This is a genomic window from Undibacterium sp. TJN25, assembly GCF_049339885.1.
Taxonomy (GTDB): Bacteria; Pseudomonadota; Gammaproteobacteria; order Burkholderiales; family Burkholderiaceae_D; genus Undibacterium.
The window spans coordinates 776,809-798,823 of sequence record NZ_JBMPPM010000001.1; the positions used below are offsets into that span (position 1 = coordinate 776,809).

Genomic DNA, 22,015 nt, shown 5'->3' on the forward strand with positions numbered 1-22,015 from the left:
CCGGTGACATTGTATAAACGCTGCCGGTTGAAGCTGAAAAAAAGCGCCGGTAGCGCTTTTTGTAATCTGGAGGCGGGGAACGGAGTCGAACCGATCTACACGGCTTTGCAGGCCGCTGCATAACCGCTTTGCTACCCCGCCAAGGGTTGCTATTTTAAAGCAGATTATTTGTTCTTGCTGAAACAGCCGGAACCTCTACGCTTAAAACGCGGTAAAAATTTTAACTAAATAAAAAGGGAAGCGACCAGCTTCCCTTTGCAATCTGGAGCGGGAGAAGAGTCTCGAACTCTCGACCTCAACCTTGGCAAGGTTGCGCTCTACCAACTGAGCTACTCCCGCATTTTTTACTGCTAGACCTGCAATACTACGCCAAAAACTGGAGCGGGAGAAGAGTCTCGAACTCTCGACCTCAACCTTGGCAAGGTTGCGCTCTACCAACTGAGCTACTCCCGCAATTTTTACTACTGGACCTGCATACTACGCCAAAAAACTGGAGCGGGAGAAGAGTCTCGAACTCTCGACCTCAACCTTGGCAAGGTTGCGCTCTACCAACTGAGCTACTCCCGCATCAACAACAGGCGCACATTATATAACACCTGTTTATGTTGTCAAGAATTTGGTACTAATTATTTTTTTCCGTGATTTCCTTGATCAGCGGCCATGCCTTGCGCAGGTAATACAGCATGGACCACACGGTCAACACAGCGGCCACCAGCAGCAGCCAAGCGCCCCAGTACGCGGTGTCGATGACGCCGAACAGCGTGTCGTAGTAGAGCAACATGGGGATGGCGATCATTTGCGCAGCGGTCTTGATTTTACCGAGCGAATTGACAGCCACCGATTTGGAGGCGCCGATCTGCGCCATCCATTCGCGCAGCGCGGAGATGGTGATTTCACGGCCGATGATGACGAAGGCGACGACGGCGTTGACGCGATCCAGCTCGGTAAGGATCAATAGCGCGCCGGCCACCATCAGCTTGTCGGCCACCGGGTCCAGGAAGGCGCCGAAGGACGATGTCTGGTTCCAGCGGCGGGCCAGGAAGCCGTCGAACCAGTCGGTGATGGCGGCGACGATGAAGATGATGGTGGATGCCACTCCCTGCTCATAGGGGCTGAGCCATTCTCTGGGCAGGTAGAACACGCCGACTACCAGGGGGATGAGCGCGACGCGCAGCCAGGTCAGCAGAATGGGGAAGTTGAAAGGCATTTTTTTTATTTAAAATCGGTTACGCACATTATATTTGCTAAGCCCGCAGCACGGGATTTTAATCTGTATCGCCGATTTAGGCCCGCATCAGCCGACATAAGCCCGCCGACCTGCCCACGCTAGCGCAGCCGCTTGTAGATTTCTTCGGCCAGCTGGCGCGAGATGCCCTCCACCGACAGCAGGTCTTCCACGCTGGCATCTGCCACGCCTTTGAGGCCGCCAAAGCGCACCAGCAGCCTCTGGCGGCGCTTGGGGCCTATGCCCTCTATCTCTTCCAGCTGCGAGGTCTGGCGCGCCTTGGCGCGCTTGGCGCGCATGCCGGTGATGGCAAAGCGGTGGGCCTCATCGCGGATCTGCGCGATCAGCATCAGCGCGGCAGATTCCTTGCCCAGTTCTTTCTCCGCGCGGCCATCCACAAAGACCAGGGTTTCCAGGCCGACCTTGCGGCCCTCCCCTTTGGCCACGCCGACGATGAGGCTGATGTCCAGGCCCAGTTCCACAAACACCTGGCGCGCCATTTCCACCTGGCCCTTGCCACCGTCGATGAGCACGATGTCAGGCATGACGCCGTCGCCATTGGCGACTTTCTCGTAGCGGCGGAACAGCACCTGGCGCATGGCGGCGTAATCGTCGCCGGGCGTGATATCGTTGATGTTATAGCGGCGGTATTCGCCGTTCTGCATGCTGTGGTGGTGGAACACGACGCAGGATGCCTGCGTGGCTTCGCCCTGCGTGTGGCTGATGTCGAAGCATTCGACGCGCAATGCCTCGATGTCTTCGATATCGAGCTCCAGCACGCTCACCAGCGCGCGGGTGCGGGCCTGCTGCGAACCCTGCTCGGATTGCATGCGCGCCAGCGATATCTGCGCGCCCTTCACTGCCATTTCCAGCCAGGCGCGGCGCTGCTCCTGCGGCTGGAAGGAAAGGTTGATCCTGTGGCCGCATTGGGCCGCCAGCGCCAGCATCAGGTCCGGTGCATCCAGTTCTACGTTCAGCACCAGCGTGGAAGGGATGAACTGCTCGGCGTAGTGCTGCGCCAGGAAAGCTTGCAGCACTTCGGATTCGATGGAATCTTCGGCCGCCAGCTGTGCGTCGTCCACATGGGTAGGAAAATACGCGCGGTCGCCCAGGTGGCGGCCACCGCGCACCATGGCGAGGTTGACGCAGGCGCGCCCTCCCTCCACGATGACGGCGATGATGTCGATATCGGCATCGCCTGCGGTTTCCATGCTCTGCTGGTGCAGCACGCGCGACAGCGCGGACATCTGGTTGCGCACCAGCGCGGCTTTTTCAAACTTGAGGTCGCCGGCATAAGCCAGCATTTTGCTCTCCAGATCCTGCATGACTTCAGACTGGCGGCCGCGCAGGAATTTGGAGGCGTTATCCACGTCTGCCCGGTAGTCTTCCTGCGAGATGATGCCCACGCAGGGCGCGCTGCAGCGGTGGATCTGGTGCAGCAGGCAGGGCCGAGTGCGGTTGGAATATACGCTGTCTTCGCAGGTGCGCAGCAGGAAGACCTTCTGCAAAATCTGCATCGATTCCTTGACCGCCCAGGCACTGGGGAAAGGCCCGAAATACTGGTTCTTCTTGTCTACCGCGCCTCGGTAATAGGTCATGCGCGGCACGTCCTGGCCGGTGATCTTCAGGTAGGGGTAGGACTTGTCGTCGCGGAACAGGATGTTGTAGCGCGGGCGCAGCGCCTTGATCAGGTTGTTTTCCAGGATCAGCGCTTCGGCTTCGCTGCGGGTGACCGTGGTTTCCAGGCGCGCAATGCGCTCCACCATCATCGCGATGCGCGGGCTGGTCAGGGTTTTCTGGAAATAGCTGGAGACGCGCTTCTTGAGGTCGCGTGCCTTGCCAACATACAGCACATTGTTGTCGGTATCGAAATAGCGGTAGACACCGGGCAGGTTGGGCAGCTTGGAGACGGTCTCCAGCACCACCGCGCGCGCGTCGGCTTGAGTTGGTTCAGACATGGCTTGAGAAATCCGGATTGCGCACTGCTTACATCATCCCGCGGCGCCGGCGACGTTTTTTTCAACGATGACGAAGGCCACCGCATAGTCAGTCTCATCGGTGATGGATACGCGCGCGCTCAGGCCTTGCGCCGTCATCCACTCCTGCAGCTTGCCACTGGTGACGGCAATGGGCTGGCCGCTGGGCGCGTTCAGCGTCTGCATTGCGCGCCATGTCATGGGCATGCGCATACCCATGCCTATGGCCTTGGAAAAGGCTTCCTTGGCCGCAAAGCGCGTCGCCAGGAAGCGGATGCCCCGCGCTTCCACCTTGGCCTTGCGGCTGTGGTATTTTGCCAGTTCTTCCACGCCGAGTATCTTCGCGGCGAAGCGGTCGCCGTTGCGAGACAGCGCTGCCTCTATGCGCGAGATCTGGATGATGTCGGTGCCTATGCCGTAGATCATGCTGCGGCCTTCACGCTCTTACATCGGCCAGCAGGCGGGAATGCGTCATCAGCGCCTTCATGTCGCTGACGGCTTTTTTCCAGCCGACGAACACCGCCTGCGCGACGATGGCGTGGCCGATATTGAGTTCGCCGATATCGTGGATAGCGGCAATCGCCTGCACGTTGGTGTAATGCAGGCCGTGGCCGGCATTGACTTTCAGGCCGCGCCGCACGCCTTCCAGCGTGCCCTGCTTCACCCGCTCCAGCTCACGCGCCTGCTCTGCTGCATCATGGGCATCTGCATAGCGGCCGGTGTGGATTTCTATCACCGGCGCGCCGGATTCGGCGGCGGCCTGGATCTGCTGCGCATCGGCATCAATGAACAGGCTGACCCTGATGCCCTGTGCCTGCAATTGCCGCACGGCGGACTGCACCTGCGCAAAATACTTGACCACGTCCAACCCGCCTTCGGTCGTCACTTCTTCACGGCGCTCCGGCACCAGGCAGACATCCTGTGGCCTGATCTTGCAGGCGAAATCGACCATCTCGGTGGTGACGGCGGCTTCCAGGTTCATCCTGGTGACGAGCTGCGGACGGATGCGCTCCACGTCAGCGTCCTTGATATGGCGGCGGTCTTCGCGCATGTGCAGCGTAATGCAGTCGGCGCCTGCTTCTTCGGCCATCAATGCAGCTTGCAGCGGGTCGGGATAAGACGTGCCGCGCGCATTGCGCAGCGTTGCCACGTGGTCGATATTGACGCCAAGGTCGATCAGTTGGCTTTGCTGATGAATATTCATAGGTTCTGTAAATCGATCAGAATTTGTCGTGTATTCAACTGAGCGCCGTGCAGATGGTGCGCCAGCAGGTAACGCATCAGCAGCTTGCTCTGCGACTGCGTGACGGCATCCTGGTAATTCCCTATATGCATGTCGGTCAGGGTTTTTCCAAGTATGCGCGGTGCTGTATCTGCGGCGCGGGCCGGACGCGCGCCCAGCTCCGGGTCTATCACGTAGTATTCTTGCGCAAACACGGTCCTGCGTGTCAGCGTACACAGCGTCAGGTTGCCGACCAGGCCGGATTCGCGCAGCAGCGCCAGCTCGAACTGGCGTAGCACGATAGAGGCCGGTTCATTATGCGCGAGCTGGTTCAGCGTGGAAACATAATGGTCGAACAGCGCCGGATGCGGGTCGTCGCGCACCATGAACTTGATCAGCAGCTCGTTCAGGTAGAAACCGCACAGCAGCGCGGATTTTTCCAGCGGCAGCATGCCGCCTACCCATTCGGCGTCGATCAACGTGCGCACTTCGGATTTGCCGGTCCAGCCCAGTGTCAGCGGCTGGAAGGTTTGCAGCACGCTGCGCAGCTTGGAATGCGGACGCTTGGCGCCTTTGGCCACCAGTGCCACACGGCCGTGGTCGCGGCTGAACACGTCGATGATCAGGCTGGTTTCTTTATACGGGTAGGAGTGCAGCACAAACCCGGGCTGGCCGGCGATGCGAATTTCTTTTGCCGGCGGCCTGGCAGGCCTTGGCGCTGCGGGCCTCGTGGCTTTTTTGGCGGCGGGCTTGCGGTTGCCTGCCAGCTTCTCGGGCAGGCCGGGAGAAAGCCGGGTCAGCGTCGCATTGACGCTCTCTTCTGGCAAGGCCGGCTCTTTGGTATCCAGTTCGACTGCATGTTCAGTCATGTGGAGTATGAATCCCTCTTTTGCTATTTGTACTGTTGGTACTGTTGGTACTATTCGTAGCCGTAGGCACGCAGGCCGGCTTCATTGTCTGCCCAGCCGGATTTTACCTTGACCCAGATTTCCAGGTATACGGGTCCGCCGAACAGCTTTTCCATATCCTGGCGCGACTGCGTGGAGATATCTTTCAGGCGCGCACCCTTGTTGCCGATAACCATGGATTTATGTGTGCTGCGGTCCACCAGGATGGCAATAAACACACGGCGCAGATTGCCTTCCTGCTCGAATTTTTCTATCAGCACGGTGCTGGTGTAAGGCAGCTCGTCGCCGACAAAGCGGAACAGCTTCTCGCGCACGATTTCCGCCGCCAGGAATTTTTCGCTGCGGTCGGTGATGTCGTCTTCGGCAAAGATGGGTGGGTTATTCGGCAAGTACTTCTTGATCTCGCCTTCCAGGCTATCCAGCTGGAAGCCCAGTGTTGCCGACACCGGCACCACGGCAGCGAACGGAAACAGGTCCATGATCTTTTGCGCAAACGGCATCATCACGGCCTTGTCCTTGACGCGGTCAGATTTGTTGATGACCAGGATGCAGGGAACGTCCTTGGGCAACAAGTCTATCACCTGCTGGTCGGCTGCGCCGAAGGTACCGGCTTCGATGAGGAACAGGATGACGTCGGATGCCGTCAGCGTATTGGTCACCGTGCGGTTCAGCGTGCGGTTCAGCGGATTGGAATGGCGGGTCTGGAAGCCAGGCGTATCCACATACACATACTGCGTGTTGTCCTTGGTCTGTATGCCGGTGATGCGGTGGCGCGTGGTCTGCGCCTTGCGCGACGTGATGCTGACCTTGGCGCCGATCAGCGCGTTCATCAAGGTGGACTTGCCAACATTAGGCCGCCCTACGATGGCAATATAGCCGCATCGGAAGTCGTCATTGGAATCTGTTACTGCTGTTGTTGGCTCGGTCATGCTGTCTTCGGTTGCGTTGTATGCGTAGTGTGCTGCTGTGTTGCGTTGTCGCTGCCTGCGGTTGCAGCAGCGGGGGCCGATGTGGCTGATGTGGCCGACGTTGCCAATGCTGCTGGCTCCAGCAGGGATTTCTGCTTCGGCGGGCCGGCGGGCTTATTATCCTTGCCGTCCTTGCCTGCGTCTTTAGACTCTTTGGCATCCTTGCCGGTGTCTTTTGATTCTTTCGATGTCTCTTTTACTGCATCCGTCTGCACGGTGGCGATGCCGGCCAGTTTCAGCTGGGCAGTGCGCTGCTTGCTCTTGCGTGCCGCAGCCGGCGTTTTTGCCAGCATGGCCAGCGCGGTTTCCAGTGCCAGCTTGGCGGCGGCCTGCTCTCCTGCGCGGCGGCTGCCGCCGGTGCCGAAGACCTGGATTTCCAGTTTGGGAACCAGGCATTCGATCTCGAATTCCTGATTATGCGCCGCTCCATGGGTCGCCACAACATTGTATTGCGGCAAGGCGATTTTTTTACTTTGCAGAAATTCCTGCAGCAGCGTCTTGGCATCCTTGCCCAGCGTGGTAGGATCTACCGACACCAGCACCGGCGCATACAGCCCGCGTATCACCTCGCGCGCCACATCGAAGCCGGCATCCAGGAAGATTGCGCCAAACAGCGCTTCCAGCGTATCGGCCAGGATGGAAGGACGGCGGAAGCCGCCGGACTTCAGCTCCCCTTCGCCCAGGCGCAGGAATTGCGACAATTCTATTCGCTGGGCGATTTCGTATAGCGACTGCTGCTTGACCAGGTTTGCGCGCACGCGCGACAGGTCGCCTTCATCTATCGTTGCAAAGCTTTCAAACAACAAAGAAGCGACCACACAATTGAGTATCGAATCGCCGAGAAATTCCAGGCGTTCGTTATGCAAAACGCTGTGACTGCGATGCGTCAGGGCCTGCTGCAGTAACGCAGCATCCTTGAAAACATGGCCTAGCCTTTTTTGCAATAATTGATCATCCATAACTAAGATTTACTGCTCCTTCATTTTGGCAGCTACGCCGGATTTTGCGGTAGTGCCTTCGTAATCCATCACCAGGCTTGCCGGGCCGACCAGCGGTATTTTTTTCTGGTACGCAAAGCTGACCTCAAAGCCACTGTCGCCCTTGGTAATGACGAGGTCTTTGCCCTTGATCGACTCCAGGTAGCCGACATCGGCCTGCTTGTCGAAAGAATCCATGATCTCGCGCGGCGTGGTTCCGGCGGCTTTGGCGGTCACGATCGCTTTTTTGATGCCGATGAATTCAATGACGGTCGGCGCTACCTTGGCGCCTATCATGACCAGCACGCCGAGTATGCCCAGCGTCAGGATCAGGCCGATCAGGGACATGCCCTGCTGGCGGGACGGATGTGCTGCATTATTGTTCAACCTGCTTTTCAACATATACGATCCTGTAAGATGAATTATTGAAAACTGCCTATGCGTTTGAGATCACCCAGATTCATCCAGATGAAGAAAGCCTTGCCTACGATATTCTGGTCAGGAACGAAACCCCAGTAACGGCTGTCTTCGCTGTTATCGCGGTTATCGCCCATCATGAAGTAATTGCCTTCAGGGACGGTACATGCAAACCCTTCCGCGTTGTAGTTGCACAAATCACGGCGAGGGAAATCATAAGGATTATTCACATACGTCGGCGCCGCCTCGTTGTTCAATATCCTGTGCTGCACACCCGTCAGGTCTTCCTTGAACTGTTGTGAATAGCTGAGACGCTCATCATCCAGGAAGTCCGGCATCGCCTGGTAAGAAATCTCTTTACCATTCACGGTTAAACGCTTGTTTTTATATACTATTTTATCACCTGGAACACCGACAACACGCTTAATATAGTCCAGCGTTGGATTTCGTGGGTATTTGAACACCATCACATCGCCACGTTGCGGATTACCAACTTCTATGACCTTTTTGTTCAATACCGGCAGGCGGATGCCATAAGCGTATTTGTTGACCAGGATCAGGTCGCCGACGTACAAAGTCGGCAGCATGGAGCTGGAAGGTATCTTGAACGGTTCCCACAGGAAAGAACGCAGGAAGAACACCAGCGCGATCACCGGGAAGAAACTGCCGGAGTATTCTATCCATACAGGCTGCTTCAGCATCGTTGCTTCCAGTTCGACACGGCCGCCCTGCTGCAAACGGATGCCTTCGGACGTCAATTTCTCGTTACGCGCATCAAAATCCGCCAAGGCCTTGTCGGCAGCCAGACGGCGCTGCTTCGACAGGAAAAAAGTATCGAGGAACCAGATGACGCCGGTAATAACGGTCAATACAAACAGGATTAATGCAAAATTGCCTAAAATTGTCTGAAAATTCATTTATCTTCCACTTGTAAAATTGCCAGAAACGCTTCTTGCGGAATCTCTACCGAGCCGACCTGCTTCATCCGCTTCTTACCTGCCTTTTGCTTCTCCAGCAGTTTGCGCTTACGGCTGATATCGCCACCATAACATTTTGCCAACACGTTCTTACGCAATGCTTTGACATTCTCACGCGAGATAATGTTCGCACCAATTGCAGCCTGAATCGCCACATCGAACATCTGGCGCGGAATCAGTTCACGCATCTTGGCGGCCACTGCGCGGCCGCGGTACTGGCTGTTGGCCCGATGCACGATGATCGCCAGCGCATCCACTTTTTCGCTGTTGATCAGCATGTCGACCTTGACTACGTCGGCAGCACGGTATTCCTTGAACTCATAGTCCATCGAGGCATAGCCGCGCGACGTGGATTTGAGGCGGTCAAAGAAATCCAGCACGATCTCGGCCATCGGCATTTCATAGGTCAGCTTGACCTGCCTGCCGTGGTAGTTCATGTCCAGCTGTACGCCGCGCTTGGAGGTACACAGCGTGATGACGGAGCCGACATACTCTTGCGGCATGTACAGGTTAACGGTGACGATAGGCTCGCGGATTTCTTGCACCTTGGAAGGATCCGGCATCTTGGAGGGGTTATCCACCATCAGGATGCTGCCGTCGGCCATGACCACTTCGTAGATCACCGTAGGCGCAGTGGTGATCAGGTCCATGTCGAACTCGCGCTCCAGGCGCTCCTGCACGATCTCCATATGCAGCAGTCCGAGGAAGCCACAGCGGAAGCCGAAGCCCAGCGCCTGCGACACTTCCGGCTCATACATCAGCGCGGCATCATTCAGTTTCAGTTTTTCCAGCGAGTCGCGCAACGCGTCGTATTGGTTGGCTTCCACCGGGAACAGGCCCGCAAACACCTGTGGCTGCACTTCCTTGAAGCCGGGCAAGGGTTCTGCAGCGGCCTTGCCGACGATGGTGATAGTGTCACCTACCTTGGCGGCCTTCAGTTCCTTGATGCCAGCGATGATGAAGCCTACCTGGCCGGCGGAAAGTTCGTCGCGGGTCAGCGACTTGGGCGTGAATACGCCGACGCTTTCAACCTGATGCTGGGCGCCGGTCGCCATGAACAGTATCTTGTCCTTGGGACGCAAAGTACCGTTCTTTATACGCACCAGCATGACCACGCCGACATAGTTATCAAACCAGGAATCGACGATCAGCGCCTGCAGCGGCGCCGTCGGGTCGCCCTGCGGAGGCGGCACCTTGAGGATCAGCGATTCCAGCACGTCCTGCACGCCCAGGCCGGTTTTGGCGGAGCAGTGCACGGCGTCGCCGGCATCGATGCCGATGACTTCTTCAATCTCGTTGATCGCATTTTCCGGATCGGCGGACGGCAGGTCGATCTTGTTCAGTACCGGCACCACTTCCACGCCGAGGTCGATTGCCGTATAGCAGTTGGCCACGGTCTGCGCTTCCACACCTTGCGATGCATCCACGACCAGCAGCGCACCTTCGCAGGCTGACAGCGAACGGCTGACTTCATAGCTGAAGTCGACATGGCCGGGGGTATCAATCAGGTTCAGGTTATAGACCTGGCCATCGCGCGCCTTATAAGACAGGGCTGCCGTCTGCGCCTTGATCGTAATGCCACGCTCGCGCTCAATGTCCATTGAATCCAGCACCTGGGCTTCCATCTCGCGGTCAGCGAGGCCGCCGCACAGCTGAATGATGCGGTCGGCGAGCGTGGATTTACCGTGGTCAATGTGGGCAATAATCGAGAAGTTGCGGATGTTGTTCATTAATACCGAGAATAATGCGATGAAAAGTTTAATTACAAAAAAGGCGCTCCGTGCCGGGCAGACATCCCCAGGCGAGCGCCTCATTTTGGGTTATGCAAAAGCGTCATTTTACCGGATTTCAGAGGGGAAAGCCGATAAAACATGCTTGCCAGCTTGGCAATAAGCGTGGATTAACGGCACTATTCGCTGTTTCCTGTGCAAATCAGCAACACTCCGGCAGGGCCACATTTGGGGCTTGCCATTTAAATATTTCTTTACGGCTACTAATAGAACTTCAGCGAGTTCGAAAGCTTCTGCAAGCCTACTGATCGTCCGCAAATCCCGTAAACCCCGCAAACCCGGGAAAGAAGCCCAGATCCGGGTTCATCTGCGGCAAGGCCCACTTCTTGTCGTAGCCTATGCTGGCAAGGTAGAGGCCATCCGGCATGAAGGTGGGGGCCGACAGGCTGCGGTCCTTGCTTTCCAGCAGTTCCCGCATCCACACAGGCTCCCTGCGTCCGCTACCGACAAAGATCAGGGAACCGACGATATTGCGCACCATGTGGTGCAGGAAGGCGCTGGCGCTCAGGCTGAGCACGATCAGGTCGCCCCGCCGGTGGATCCGGATGTCGTACATGTGCTTGACCGGGGACTTGGCCTGGCAGGAGGCGGCGCGGAATACCGTAAAATCGTGCTCGCCTATCAGGTGGCTTGCACCCTCCCGCATCCTGTCCACCTCCAGCGGCCGGAATACCCAGCCCGCTTTTTCGGCCCAGACGGGCGAACGGACGGCGGCATTGTGCAGCACGTAATGGTAGGTGCGGGCAAAGGCGCTGAAGCGGGCATGGAAATCGGTATGGCTGTCATGTTCGCCATCCTCTTTTGCTTCATGCGGTACTTCCTTGGCCCATTGCACTGCAATCGATGCCGGCAGGAAGGCATTGACGCCATTCACCCAGGAATACATTTCCCGTTCCAGCGTCGTATCAAAATGCACGACCTGCTCCAGCGCATGCACGCCGGCGTCGGTGCGGCCGGCACAGGTCGTCGCGACCGGCATCTTGGCAAATGCCGCCAGCGCGCGCTCCAGCGTATCCTGCACGGTATTGCCGCTGGGCTGGGTCTGCCAGCCGCTCCAGGGGCTGCCGTTGTATTGGACACCTAAAACAATACGCTTCAATTCAATTCCATTATTAAAATCAGTTATCGGGCCGGTAAGTCGGGTCGGCACGGATATCGCCATAGCGGGCGCGCCAAATAAAACGGGCGCCTGCAAAAGCGGCGCCCGTTGGCACTACATCGTCGGATTATCCCAGTTGTGCCAGCATTGTTTGCGCCTTATGCACCTGATCGGACGTGCCGCCTTTCAGCACCTCGTCCAGCAATTCGCGTGCACCTTCCTTGTCGCCGATTTCATGGTAAGCCACGGCCAGATCCAGCTTGGTCGCCATTTCCGCATTATAAGCCTGTCCGTCGGACTCGGCTCCCGCTGCGGGCTTGTGCTCGTCCGAATCCAGGTTCAGGTCGATGCCTGACAAGTCGAAATCATAATTGGCCGGAGCATGCTCCGCTTTTGGCGCTTCGTCATGATGGGCATGGGACATGGAATGATCCAGGTCCGGCAGATCAGGGATTTCCGGCATTGCATCGATATGCGGCGCCGGAGTTGCCGCCGGCACATGCGAAGACTCGAAGGCAATTTCATTGCCGTGTTCGGCTGGCAAAGCCAAGTCAAAGGGCTCCATGTCCAGCGAGTTGCCATGCTCCGCCTTTGGTGCGTCAAGGTTGAATGCATGGCTTTCCGGCAGGTCCAGATGCGCTGGCGCAGACTCGGCCTTCGCATGCGGCTCTTCCGTGCCCAGATCGAAATCGATAGATTCGAAATCTACCAGCGCGTTCTGCGCTGCATGCTCGTCCGCCAGTTTGGCTGGCGCGCTGGTGGGTTCAGGAATGCGTGGCGCATCCTCTATCACCGGCGCATGCTCAGGGGCCGATTCAGTCGGGATGTCCAGATCGAAATCCAGCGGACCGATATCCATCGCCGGCGCTGCGCCCAGATGTCCGGTGGCGTCGCCGGAGTGGCCATGTCCATGGTCTTCCTTGGCGGCCGTATCGATGATGCTGATGGATTCCAGCATGTCTTGCGACAACGAGTTCGCCAGCAAGGCTTCCGGATCCAGGTCGTCTATCGGCTGGGTGGAAGAACCCAGGCCTGCCGCAGTGGACAGCGCATCAGGCGCCTTGCCGCCGGCATACAGAGGATTGCCCGGTTCCAGCGCGATGCCCATGGACGCCGCCTGAGCCCATTCCTCACCCTTGCCGCCTGTCATGCCATACAGCTCGCTGGCCAGGCGTTCAAACGATTTGGTATCTTTGCGGTTGGAATAAATCTCCAGCAGCTTGACGCGTACCGCATGCCTGTCCGGCTGGGTACGCAGCGCTTCTTTCAGGATTTCTTCTGCCTGCGTATCCCGGCCGTAAGCGATGTAGACATCCGCCTCGGCGACTGGGTCCACTTCATTGGCATCCAGCTGGCTGGCTGAGGGCGCGAAATTGGAATTAAAGACGCTATTGTTGGTGTCCACGCTCTGGCCGCCGGTGGAGCCGAACATGGAGTTCGCCTTCATGCTGGAGCCAGTGAGGATGCTGTCTTCAAACTGCTGCAGTTTTTTCTTGCGGCGGCTGGTGAAAATGCCGTAGCCACCCAACAGCGCCACCACGAGGCCGCCCAGGGGCAGCAACAGCGGATTGTCCATCAGGCCGTCAAAAAAGCCAGGCTCAGGTGGCGGCGGTGGCGGCAGGGCCTTGCGTTTTGGTTTTGCGGGCGCTGCTGCATCGCTGGCAGCAACAGGCGCCGGAGCGGCTGCAGGGGCTGCAGCGGTAGCAGGCGCGGATGCAGGAGCAGCTTCAGGCGCCGGTTTGGCGTCGACTTTCGCATCGGCTTTAAGTTCCGGCTTAGCTTCAGGCTTCGCCTCTGGCTTGGCATTGGCTGCCGCCTGTTTGGCTGCCAGATCCTTGTCTTTGACTTCCAGTATTTTTTGCAGATCGCCGACGTTCTTTTCCAGTTCTTTCACGCGGGCATTGGCATCGGCCACGGCCTTGTCCTTGGCCAGTCTGTCTTCTTCCGCCAGCGGTTTGCCTGTGCCTGCTTTTGCTGCGGCTGTGGCATTGGGGTTGGCTTTGGACAGCTTCAGCTTGTCGGCGGCTTCATTCGTCGCCGTCGGCAATTCCTTGACCTTGGCGGTAATGGTGCCGCTTGCGCCCTGCCGCGTGGCAGTCGCTTTTTCTGCGGGTGCAGTGGCGACCTGCCCTGCCAGCTTGTTGCGGTAGGCGCTGAAATCAGCAGCATGCGCCATCACGACAGAGTGCGCTTCGTCCGCACCTGCAGAACGGGCAGTATCCGTATCCGGCATGCTGAGGATCTGGCCTGCTTTCAGGCGGTTCATGTTATTGCCGGCAAAAGCCTGCGGATTGGCACGGTACAGGCTGACCAGCATCTGGTCCAGCGAAACGCCTTCCGGCCGGTGGCTTCCGGCAATCTTGCTCAGGGTATCGCCGCCCTTGACCTGATAGTCACCGGCGGCTTTGGCTGGTGCAGCTTCTTGCGTTCTGGTCGCAGGCCTTCTGGATGACACGGGAGCAGGTGCTGCTGCGGGCGGCGGCGTGGCCGACCTTGCCTGCAGGGCGGCCTGGGCCTGGGAGATTGCCGCTTGTGAAGGCGCGTTGTTACTATTGCCGCTATTGCCGCTGTTTGCAATGCTGACCGGATTGGCAATCTGCGCCGACTGGCTGTTGCGCAGGTCGGCAGGATCCAGCAAGAAGGTATATTCGCGCAGCAGTTTGCCGTTGCTGGAATTGAGCTCCAACAGCAAATCCACAAACGGCTCGTTCATGGCTTGCGCAGAGCTGACCCTGATCACATAGCCAGAACCACGCTGCTCGACCACAAAACGCAGCGACGTCAATGCAGGATTAAAGTCGATATTGGCCTGGCGGAACGCTTCCACCGAAGCCAGCTTGGGAACCAGTGAACCAACATCTTCCTTGCTGGGCGACGTGAGTTCTATCTCTGCGCGCAAGGGCTGTCCAAGAGGAGAAAGTACCGTCAGGCGTCCTAGACCAGTAGCATTTGCGCCTGTGGCGAGCAGCAACAGTGCGGAAGCGACTGCGGCTCCCAGCGCTTTGCGCCCCGACAACATTGATGGCGAGCGTTTATAGTTATGCATTTTATAGGACATGTTTGGGAAATAGAGATACTCGAATACCTGTTAAGTACGGCGACCACATCACACATTAATACCAGATTTATCACCAAACCTGTCTCGTGAACGTCGTCGGGGTCATGTGTCGCATATCCATGTGAGTCCTTACCCACGTATGCATCACGCTTACATTATCGTCTTCTTGACGTACGTTACCCGCGAAAGCCCGATCATCAACTGTCATGAAAGGCCAAGCAACGCCTGTTTCAAGATAACATCAGCTACTTAGCCCTGCAAGCTTAACCCTATTTGCCACTATGGTAAATAGATTAAGGACCTGCTTATCCAGGGCGCCGCCAGCGTGAACTCATTTCAACAATTTCCGCTGAAGGCAATTGTTGGAATGGGTTCTGCCTATAGTATAAATCCTTGTTGCCGTTTGACAATGAAAAGTAGAGGGCTAAAAGCCTTTCTGCCCCTTGTTTGTCGCATTTCCGGTAAATAACGGTGCTTAAAAACAAAAAAGGAGTGACGAATCACTCCTTTCTACACAAATATCCCGCTTGCCGATTATTAATCTGCTATCAGAATACGCAGCATACGACGCAGGGGTTCAGCAGCGCCCCACAGCAACTGGTCGCCCACGGTAAAGGCGGACAGGTATTCTCCGCCCATCTGCATCTTGCGCAAACGCCCTACCGGTATGGTCAGACTGCCGGTAACCGCTGCCGGAGTCAGGTCTTTCATCGACGACTCACGGTCGTTCGGCACTACTTTGACCCACTGGTTGTTGCTGGCGATAATGTCGTTGATTTCATCCAGCGGCACATCTTTTTTCAGCTTGATGGTCAACGCCTGCGAATGGCAACGCATCGCGCCGATACGGATGCACAAGCCGTCCACCGGAATCGCGGCACTGCCGAAGCCTTCGCCCTTGCCCAGGATCTTGTTGGTTTCGGCGCCGGCTTTCCATTCTTCCTTGGAAACGCCGTTGCCCAGGTCCTTGTCTATCCATGGGATCAGGTTGCCGGCCAGCGGCACGCCGAACTGTTTGGTTTCATCGGCAGTTAGTGCATGCTGTTTTGCCAGCACCTTGCGGTCTATTTCCAGGATGGCGGCAGCCGGGTTGTCCAGCAGCGCCTTTACTTCGGCATTGATGCTACCGAACTGAGTCAGCAGCTCACGCATGTGCTGCGCACCGCCGCCGGACGCTGCCTGGTAAGTCATGGAAGACATCCAGTCCACCAGATTGTGCTGGAACAGGCCGCCCAGGCCCATCAGCATGCAGGACACCGTGCAATTCCCGCCGATGTAGTTCTTCACGCCGCGGCTGAGCGCGGTCTTGATCACGTCCAGGTTGACCGGGTCCAGCACGATGATGGCGTCATCTTTCATGCGCAGCGTGGAGGCGGCATCGATCCAGTAGCCGTTCCAGCCTGCTGCACGCAATTTCGGGAAAATTTCCGTCGTGTAGTCGCCGCCCTGGCAGGTAATAATAATGTCGCACTTCTTCAATGCATCAATATCATTCGCGTCTTTCAATGTCTTTTCATTCTTCGCCATTGCAGGCGCTGTACCGCCTGTATTGGAAGTTGAAAAAAACACGGGCTCAATATGATCGAAATCACCTTCTTCCTGCATGCGCTGCAGCAGTACCGAACCCACCATTCCACGCCAACCTACCAGACCTACTAGTTTCATCATCTTTCCCTAAACGTTCGCAAGACGGCCCTGCCCACCATAAAATCTAACTCAATGCCCGGACAACGGCCTCGCCCATTTCAGCAGTGCCGACCTTGGTCGTGCCCGCCTCATAGATGTCCGGCGTGCGCAGGCCTTGCGCCAATACTTTCTTGACCGCGTTTTCTATGCGGTCTGCCTGCTCTGCCTTGCCCAGAGAATAACGCAGCATCATCGCGGCAGACAGAATGGTTGCCAGCGGGTTGGCAACGCCCTTGCCGGCAATATCAGGCGCCGAACCGTGCGAAGGTTCGTACAAGCCTTTGTTGTTGGCATCCAGCGATGCCGAAGGCAGCATGCCGATAGAGCCAGTCAGCATCGCTGCCGCATCGGACAGGATGTCACCGAACATATTGCCGGTGACCATGACGTCGAATTTCTTCGGCGCGCGCACCAGCTGCATGGCCGCATTGTCGACATACATGTGGTCCAGTTCTACATCCGGATATTCCTTGTGCACATCGGTGACGATATCTTTCCAGAACTGGAAAGTTTCCAGCACATTGGCCTTGTCGACGCTGGTCAGGCGCTTGCTGCGCTTTTGCGCGGCTTGGAAAGCCACATGGGCGATGCGGCGGATTTCACCCTCCGCATAACGCATCGTATCGAAGCCTTCGCGCTGTCCCTTGAAAGGACCATCCGGTGCCTCGCGCACGCCGCGAGGCTGGCCGAAATAGATATCGCCCGTCAGTTCGCGGATGATCAAAATGTCGAGACCGGACACCACTTCCGGCTTCAGCGTGGAAGCGCCGGCCAGTTCCGGATACAGGATCGCGGGGCGCAGGTTGGCAAACAGGCCCAGATTCTTGCGCAGACCCAGGATAGCCTGCTCCGGACGCAGAGAACGCTCCAGCGTATCGTATTTCCAGTCGCCCACCGCGCCGAACAGAACGGCGTCTGCCTGCTGCGCCAGCTTCAGCGTGGCTTCCGGCAAAGGATGTCCGTGTGCCGCATAGCCGGCTCCGCCGACAGGCGCGCTTTCCATTTCAAAGGATTCGCCGAGGGTATTCAATACCTTGATGGCTTGTTCGATAATTTCCGGACCGATGCCGTCGCCCGGCAAAATTGCGATTTTCATTTATGTAGACTTCAAATATAGACTGCAGGGAAAAGAACTAACCGAACCATCAGATCGTATTGGCGAGCCACGGTTGCGTCGCAAGGTGGCGCTCTTCAAATGCGCGTATCTTGTCCGCCTGGCGTAGCGTCAGCCCAATATCGTCCAGGCCGTTGAGCAGACAGTATTTGCGGAAGGTGTCCACCTCAAACGGATAGGCAGCGCTGCCGTCCGTGGTCGTCACAATCTGTTTTTCCAGGTCGACGATCAGCCGGAAGCCTGGGAAAGCCTTTACCTGGTTGAACAGGCTGTCGATCTGCTGTTCCGTCAGCACGATAGGCAGCAAGCCGTTCTTGAAACAGTTATTGAAGAAGATATCCGCAAAACTGGGGGCGATCACCGAGCGAAAGCCGAACTGGTCCAAGGCCCACGGCGCGTGTTCGCGCGAGGAGCCGCAGCCAAAATTCTTGCGCGCCAGCAGGATGGATGCCCCCTGATAGCGCGGCTGGTTCAGCACGAAATCCGGGTTCAGCGGACGCTTGCTGTTGTCTATGCCGGGTTCGCCGTGATCCAGATAGCGCCATTCGTCGAACAGATTGGGGCCGAAACCGGAACGCTGTATCGACTTCAGGAATTGTTTGGGAATGATGGCGTCTGTATCCACATTTGCCCGATCCATCGGGGCAACGAGACCATCAAGTACAGTAAATTTTTCCATGCTCACACTTTATTTTTTGCCGACGTTCTCAACCGCTTCGCCGGCACGTTTGACGTCCTTGCCTATGCCTTGCACTGTGTTGCAGGCGGACAGGACAAATGCACACAATCCCAGAATCCAGAGCTTTTTCATGCTAATTCCTATTTTTATCAATCTGTTTTTATGCTGCTTTACGCTACGCTTCCAGCTTGCACATCAGCGCAGGCCGCGCACGTCCACAAAGTGGCCGGCGATGCCCGCAGCGGCTGCCATTGCCGGCGACACCAGGTGCGTGCGTCCACCCTGCCCTTGCCGTCCCTCGAAATTGCGGTTGGACGTGGACGCACAGCGCTCGCCAGGCTCCAGCCTGTCGGCGTTCATCGCCAGGCACATTGAGCAGCCGGGTTCGCGCCATTCGAAACCGGCATCGCGGAAGATGCGGTCCAGGCCTTCACGCTCCGCCTGGTCCTTGACCAGGCCGGAGCCCGGCACCACCATCGCCAGCTTGACGTTGGACGCGCGGAACTTGCCGCGCACGACAGCGGCTGCGGCGCGCAAGTCTTCTATGCGTGAATTAGTGCAGGAGCCGATGAACACCTTGTCGATACGGATATCGGAGATGGCGGTATTCGGCTTCAGCGCCATGTAGACCAGCGCCTTTTCCATCGCATCGCGCTTGACGGCATCCTTTTCCTTGTCGGGATCGGGCACGCGGCCGTCAATGGACACCACCATTTCTGGTGATGTGCCCCAGGTGACTTGCGGCGTGATTTCGGCTGCATCCAGCGTTACAACCATATCAAACCTGGCGCCGGCATCGGTATGCAGCGTACGCCAGTATTCGACTGCCCTGTCCCAGTGCGGGCCAACAGGCGAGAACGGGCGGCCTTTGACATAATCTATCGTGGTCTGGTCCACGGCAATCATGCCGGCGCGAGCACCGGCTTCAATCGCCATATTGCAGACCGTCATCCGGCCTTCCATGGACAGGCTGCGTATCGTGGAGCCGGCAAACTCAATCGCGTATCCGGTACCGCCCGCAGTGCCTATCTTGCCGATGATGGCCAGCACGATATCTTTGGCCGTTACGCCAGCCGGCATTACGCCATCCACCTGCACCAGCATTGCCTTGGATTTTTTCGCGAGCAGCGTTTGCGTTGCCAGCACGTGCTCCACTTCCGACGTACCTATACCGTGCGCCAGGCACGCGAATGCGCCGTGCGTGGATGTGTGCGAATCGCCGCACACTACGGTCATGCCGGGTAAAGTCGCACCCTGTTCCGGTCCAATCACATGGACGATGCCCTGGCGCTTGTCGGCCATGCTGAAGTACGTCAGGTCGTAGGTTTTGGCATTGGCATCCAGCGTTTCCACTTGCAAGCGCGAGGTCGCGTCTTCAATGCCGTTGATGCGATTGGTGGTAGGGACATTGTGATCGGCCACCATCAGGTTCGCCGAATTGCGCCATGGCATGCGGTTAGCCAGCTTCAGGCCTTCGAAGGCTTGCGGGCTAGTGACTTCGTGCAGCAGGTGCCTGTCTATATACAGGATGGAAGTGCCGTCTTCATCGGCGTGCACTACATGGGATTCCCAAAGTTTGTCGTAAAGCGTTTTAAGCATGATCTGCAGCCTGAAATAGTGCGTAAGTAGTGCATAAGTTCGAATTTAGCATTTGATTATGCCACAATTGTGCGGCGCGGGAATACGCATCAACGCCAAGTGCTTGCACATTTTTTCAAGATAAAAAATCAGGAAGGCTATCAGATACCAAATTTTCATCAGAAAATTGGAACGGCATGTCGTTTTCGCCGCTTTTTATTCAGAGGGCATTTGCGCTATTTTGTGCCGCCCGAACCAAAATGGGGCAGGCGTGCCGGGTTAACTTGCTGTCACCCGGCCTGCATCGATACTGACAACTCCGGCGCCTAGCCCGGCTTGACATCGCCGCATTGGGCGCGGTGCCGTAATGCGTGGTCCATCAGCACCAGCGCCAGCATCGCCTCTGCGATGGGTGTGGCACGTATGCCGACGCAAGGGTCATGGCGGCCGAAAGTTTCCACCATGACCGGATTGCCATTCTTGTCGATGGAACGGCGCGGCGTGCGGATGGACGAGGTGGGCTTGATGGCAATCGACACCGTAATGTCCTGGCCGGTTGAAATGCCACCCAGCACGCCGCCGGCGTTGTTTCCGATGAAACCATCCGGCGTAATTTCATCACCGTGTTCGGATCCTCTCTGCACGACCGATTTGAAACCGGCGCCGATCTCCACGCCCTTTACTGCATTGATGCCCATCATCGCATACGCAATGTCGGCATCCAGTTTGTCGTAGATAGGCTCGCCCAGGCCGACGGGTACATTGCTGGCGACCACATCGATCTTCGCACCTATCGAATCGCCATCCTTGCGCAGCGCATCCATATAGGCTTCCAGCTCGGCAATCAGCGCAGCATCTGCGGTAGGCGCAAAAAAAGGATTGTCCTTGGTGTGATCCCAGGACTGGAAAGGAATGGCTATCTCGCCCAACTGGCTCATGCCGCCCGTGAATACGGTGCCGTATTGCTGGTGCAGCCACTTCTTCGCAATCGCCGCCGCGCCTACCACTGGCGCCGTCAGCCGTGCCGAAGAACGTCCGCCGCCGCGTGGATCGCGGATGCCGTATTTATGCCAGTACGTATAGTCGGCATGTCCCGGACGGAAAGTTTCTACAATGTTTCCATAGTCTTTACTGCGCTGGTCGGTATTGCGAATCAGCAGGGCGATTGGCGTGCCGGTGGTCTTCCCCTCATAAATCCCGGAGAGGATTTCCACTGCATCGGGCTCCTGGCGTTGCGTCACATGGCGCGACGTGCCGGGCTTGCGCCGGTCCAGATCAGCCTGGATATCTGCTGCGGACAATTCCATTCCCGGAGGGCAGCCATCAACAACGCAGCCGATGGCAGGGCCGTGCGATTCGCCAAAGGTCGTTACGGTAAAAAGGGTTCCAAAAGTATTGCCGGACATAAAATAAGTATAGAAGACAGCCAAAATTAGCAGGATTCCCACAATTCTAACAGCGATGGGAGGGCCGATACGCCAAAGACAATACAGCAATCCAACAAAGCCGGGGAAATAAGGGATTAATTCCCTATTTATCTGTGTAACGTTTGTTTTCTGGTGTTTTCTTTTGGTAATCTTGTTTTATACTCTTCCGTACCAGCTATATGCCGATGGAGTCAGGCAAAGCTGCGCGCGCCTAGCTGCGCCAAATAAAAAAATGAATGCTCATTAATTTTTCGTCAGCATCTGTGAAAAGAAAGATAAGTCCATTTATGGAGTCGTACATCAGATGAACGCAATGATCCACTCTTCGGAAGACGATCTCGTTTTCCTGGACGAACCGGAAGCAAGTGATCTTACGGTAGCCGCAAAGCCACAGCTCACATGGCGGATCATGATAATAGACGACGATCCCGACGTGCATTCGGCGACGACCTTTGCGCTGGGCAGCCTGGAAATCCAGCACCGCGCCTTAAGTTTCCTGCACGCCTACTCCGCCGCCGAAGCGCGCGACATCCTGCAGCAGGAAACCGACATCGCCATCATCCTGCTGGACGTGGTCATGGAACAGGAAGACGCCGGCCTGCAACTGGTCAGCCATATCCGCAAAACCCTGGGCATGTCGGACGTGCGCATCATCCTGCGCACCGGCCAGCCCGGTTATGCGCCGGAAATCGACGCCATCCGTGATTACGACATCAACGACTACAAGACCAAGTCGGAACTGACCCGCACCAAACTCTATACCGCCGTCACCTCAGCCATCCGCTCGTATGAGCAGATCTGCGCCATCTCGGCCAGCCGCCGCGGCCTGGAACTGATCATCAATGCCAGCACCGAGCTGATGGCGCTGCAGGGCCTGCAGAACTTTGCGTCCGGCGTGCTGGTGCAGATTTCGG

General features: G+C 57.1%; 19 protein-coding genes and 4 tRNA genes. 1 reads left to right on the plus strand and 22 read right to left on the minus strand.

Going from position 1 to position 22,015, the window contains the following annotated elements; all coding sequences use genetic code 11:
* Positions 1–67: 67 nt before the first annotated feature.
* From ACO0LO_RS03495 to aroC, 22 genes are all read right to left on the minus strand, one after another.
* A tRNA-Cys gene (locus ACO0LO_RS03495) sits at positions 68–141 on the minus strand.
* 122 nt (positions 142–263) lie between these two features.
* Positions 264–339 (minus strand) — tRNA-Gly (locus ACO0LO_RS03500).
* Between the two features lie 38 nt (positions 340–377).
* Positions 378–453 (minus strand) — tRNA-Gly (locus ACO0LO_RS03505).
* 38 nt (positions 454–491) lie between these two features.
* A tRNA-Gly gene (locus ACO0LO_RS03510) sits at positions 492–567 on the minus strand.
* A 55-nt stretch (positions 568–622) separates the two neighbouring features.
* Positions 623–1,207: a CDP-diacylglycerol--glycerol-3-phosphate 3-phosphatidyltransferase gene (gene pgsA / locus ACO0LO_RS03515; protein WP_422962783.1), complete on the minus strand. Its 585-nt coding sequence runs from the start codon at positions 1,205–1,207 to the stop codon at positions 623–625.
* A 119-nt stretch (positions 1,208–1,326) separates the two neighbouring features.
* Positions 1,327–3,183 (minus strand): excinuclease ABC subunit UvrC, encoded by a 1,857-nt coding sequence (gene uvrC / locus ACO0LO_RS03520; protein ID WP_422962784.1) that lies wholly within the window; start codon positions 3,181–3,183, stop codon positions 1,327–1,329.
* 33 nt (positions 3,184–3,216) lie between these two features.
* Positions 3,217–3,627 carry a holo-ACP synthase gene (gene acpS / locus ACO0LO_RS03525; protein ID WP_422962785.1) on the minus strand — a complete coding sequence of 137 codons (411 nt, stop codon included), beginning with the start codon at positions 3,625–3,627 and terminating at the stop codon, positions 3,217–3,219.
* A gap of 10 nt (positions 3,628–3,637) precedes the next feature.
* On the minus strand, positions 3,638–4,405 hold the full coding sequence (gene pdxJ / locus ACO0LO_RS03530) for a pyridoxine 5'-phosphate synthase (RefSeq protein WP_422962786.1): 768 nt from the start codon (positions 4,403–4,405) through the stop codon (positions 3,638–3,640).
* Positions 4,402–5,292 carry a DNA repair protein RecO gene (gene recO, locus ACO0LO_RS03535; RefSeq protein WP_422962787.1) on the minus strand — a complete coding sequence of 297 codons (891 nt, stop codon included), beginning with the start codon at positions 5,290–5,292 and terminating at the stop codon, positions 4,402–4,404. The genes pdxJ and recO overlap by 4 nt, the downstream gene beginning before the upstream one ends.
* A 50-nt stretch (positions 5,293–5,342) precedes the next feature.
* Positions 5,343–6,260, minus strand: a complete 918-nt coding sequence (gene era / locus ACO0LO_RS03540; RefSeq protein WP_422962788.1) for a GTPase Era — start codon at positions 6,258–6,260, stop codon at positions 5,343–5,345.
* Positions 6,257–7,258, minus strand: coding sequence for a ribonuclease III (gene rnc / locus ACO0LO_RS03545; RefSeq protein WP_422962789.1), 1,002 nt, complete (start codon positions 7,256–7,258; stop codon positions 6,257–6,259). Before rnc ends, era begins: the two co-directional genes overlap by 4 nt.
* Positions 7,259–7,267: 9 nt before the next feature.
* Positions 7,268–7,678 carry a DUF4845 domain-containing protein gene (locus ACO0LO_RS03550; RefSeq protein ID WP_422962790.1) on the minus strand — a complete coding sequence of 137 codons (411 nt, stop codon included), beginning with the start codon at positions 7,676–7,678 and terminating at the stop codon, positions 7,268–7,270.
* A gap of 20 nt (positions 7,679–7,698) precedes the next feature.
* Entirely contained in the window at positions 7,699–8,610 is a 912-nt protein-coding gene (gene lepB, locus ACO0LO_RS03555) for a signal peptidase I (RefSeq protein ID WP_422962791.1), read from the minus strand.
* The gene (gene lepA, locus ACO0LO_RS03560; RefSeq protein WP_422962792.1) at positions 8,607–10,400 is read right to left on the minus strand and encodes a translation elongation factor 4; all 1,794 of its coding nucleotides are present in this window, start codon (positions 10,398–10,400) and stop codon (positions 8,607–8,609) included. The genes lepB and lepA overlap by 4 nt, the downstream gene beginning before the upstream one ends.
* 301 nt (positions 10,401–10,701) lie before the next feature.
* Entirely contained in the window at positions 10,702–11,622 is a 921-nt protein-coding gene (gene truA, locus ACO0LO_RS03565; protein ID WP_422962793.1) for a tRNA pseudouridine(38-40) synthase TruA, read from the minus strand.
* A 64-nt stretch (positions 11,623–11,686) separates the two neighbouring features.
* The gene (locus ACO0LO_RS03570) at positions 11,687–14,605 is read right to left on the minus strand and encodes a FimV/HubP family polar landmark protein (protein WP_422962794.1); all 2,919 of its coding nucleotides are present in this window, start codon (positions 14,603–14,605) and stop codon (positions 11,687–11,689) included.
* Positions 14,606–15,154: 549 nt separating this feature from the next.
* Positions 15,155–16,282 carry an aspartate-semialdehyde dehydrogenase gene (asd, locus tag ACO0LO_RS03575; RefSeq protein ID WP_422962829.1) on the minus strand — a complete coding sequence of 376 codons (1,128 nt, stop codon included), beginning with the start codon at positions 16,280–16,282 and terminating at the stop codon, positions 15,155–15,157.
* Positions 16,283–16,328: 46 nt separating this feature from the next.
* The gene (gene leuB / locus ACO0LO_RS03580; protein WP_422962795.1) at positions 16,329–17,399 is read right to left on the minus strand and encodes a 3-isopropylmalate dehydrogenase; all 1,071 of its coding nucleotides are present in this window, start codon (positions 17,397–17,399) and stop codon (positions 16,329–16,331) included.
* Positions 17,400–17,448: 49 nt separating this feature from the next.
* Positions 17,449–18,096, minus strand: a complete 648-nt coding sequence (gene leuD, locus ACO0LO_RS03585) for a 3-isopropylmalate dehydratase small subunit (protein WP_422962796.1) — start codon at positions 18,094–18,096, stop codon at positions 17,449–17,451.
* Positions 18,097–18,105: 9 nt separating this feature from the next.
* Positions 18,106–18,228, minus strand: a complete 123-nt coding sequence (locus ACO0LO_RS03590) for an entericidin A/B family lipoprotein (RefSeq protein ID WP_394779217.1) — start codon at positions 18,226–18,228, stop codon at positions 18,106–18,108.
* A gap of 63 nt (positions 18,229–18,291) precedes the next feature.
* A complete protein-coding gene (gene leuC / locus ACO0LO_RS03595; protein WP_422962797.1) occupies positions 18,292–19,695 on the minus strand; it encodes a 3-isopropylmalate dehydratase large subunit in 1,404 nt (467 codons plus the stop codon).
* A gap of 305 nt (positions 19,696–20,000) precedes the next feature.
* Complete coding sequence (aroC, locus tag ACO0LO_RS03600) at positions 20,001–21,080, minus strand: chorismate synthase (protein WP_422962798.1); 1,080 nt, start codon at positions 21,078–21,080, stop codon at positions 20,001–20,003.
* Between the two features lie 325 nt (positions 21,081–21,405).
* On the opposite strand from aroC, the gene ACO0LO_RS03605 reads away from it, so the two are divergent.
* Positions 21,406–22,015 (plus strand): DUF3369 domain-containing protein (locus tag ACO0LO_RS03605; RefSeq protein ID WP_422962799.1); only part of this gene is annotated, 610 nt, incomplete at its 3' end.

What these genes read in the sequence shown, in the direction of transcription:
- pgsA (WP_422962783.1), bottom strand. Translation starts at nt 1,207, where the DNA reads ATGCCTTTCAACTTCCCCATTCTGCTGACCTGGCTGCGCGTCGCGCTC.
- uvrC (WP_422962784.1), bottom strand. Translation starts at nt 3,183, where the DNA reads ATGTCTGAACCAACTCAAGCCGACGCGCGCGCGGTGGTGCTGGAGACC.
- acpS (WP_422962785.1), bottom strand. Translation starts at nt 3,627, where the DNA reads ATGATCTACGGCATAGGCACCGACATCATCCAGATCTCGCGCATAGAG.
- pdxJ (WP_422962786.1), bottom strand. Translation starts at nt 4,405, where the DNA reads ATGAATATTCATCAGCAAAGCCAACTGATCGACCTTGGCGTCAATATC.
- recO (WP_422962787.1), bottom strand. Translation starts at nt 5,292, where the DNA reads ATGACTGAACATGCAGTCGAACTGGATACCAAAGAGCCGGCCTTGCCA.
- era (WP_422962788.1), bottom strand. Translation starts at nt 6,260, where the DNA reads ATGACCGAGCCAACAACAGCAGTAACAGATTCCAATGACGACTTCCGA.
- rnc (WP_422962789.1), bottom strand. Translation starts at nt 7,258, where the DNA reads ATGGATGATCAATTATTGCAAAAAAGGCTAGGCCATGTTTTCAAGGAT.
- ACO0LO_RS03550 (WP_422962790.1), bottom strand. Translation starts at nt 7,678, where the DNA reads ATGTTGAAAAGCAGGTTGAACAATAATGCAGCACATCCGTCCCGCCAG.
- lepB (WP_422962791.1), bottom strand. Translation starts at nt 8,610, where the DNA reads ATGAATTTTCAGACAATTTTAGGCAATTTTGCATTAATCCTGTTTGTA.
- lepA (WP_422962792.1), bottom strand. Translation starts at nt 10,400, where the DNA reads ATGAACAACATCCGCAACTTCTCGATTATTGCCCACATTGACCACGGT.
- truA (WP_422962793.1), bottom strand. Translation starts at nt 11,622, where the DNA reads ATGGCGATATCCGTGCCGACCCGACTTACCGGCCCGATAACTGATTTT.
- ACO0LO_RS03570 (WP_422962794.1), bottom strand. Translation starts at nt 14,605, where the DNA reads ATGCATAACTATAAACGCTCGCCATCAATGTTGTCGGGGCGCAAAGCG.
- asd (WP_422962829.1), bottom strand. Translation starts at nt 16,282, where the DNA reads ATGAAACTAGTAGGTCTGGTAGGTTGGCGTGGAATGGTGGGTTCGGTA.
- leuB (WP_422962795.1), bottom strand. Translation starts at nt 17,399, where the DNA reads ATGAAAATCGCAATTTTGCCGGGCGACGGCATCGGTCCGGAAATTATC.
- leuD (WP_422962796.1), bottom strand. Translation starts at nt 18,096, where the DNA reads ATGGAAAAATTTACTGTACTTGATGGTCTCGTTGCCCCGATGGATCGG.
- ACO0LO_RS03590 (WP_394779217.1), bottom strand. Translation starts at nt 18,228, where the DNA reads ATGAAAAAGCTCTGGATTCTGGGATTGTGTGCATTTGTCCTGTCCGCC.
- leuC (WP_422962797.1), bottom strand. Translation starts at nt 19,695, where the DNA reads ATGCTTAAAACGCTTTACGACAAACTTTGGGAATCCCATGTAGTGCAC.
- aroC (WP_422962798.1), bottom strand. Translation starts at nt 21,080, where the DNA reads ATGTCCGGCAATACTTTTGGAACCCTTTTTACCGTAACGACCTTTGGC.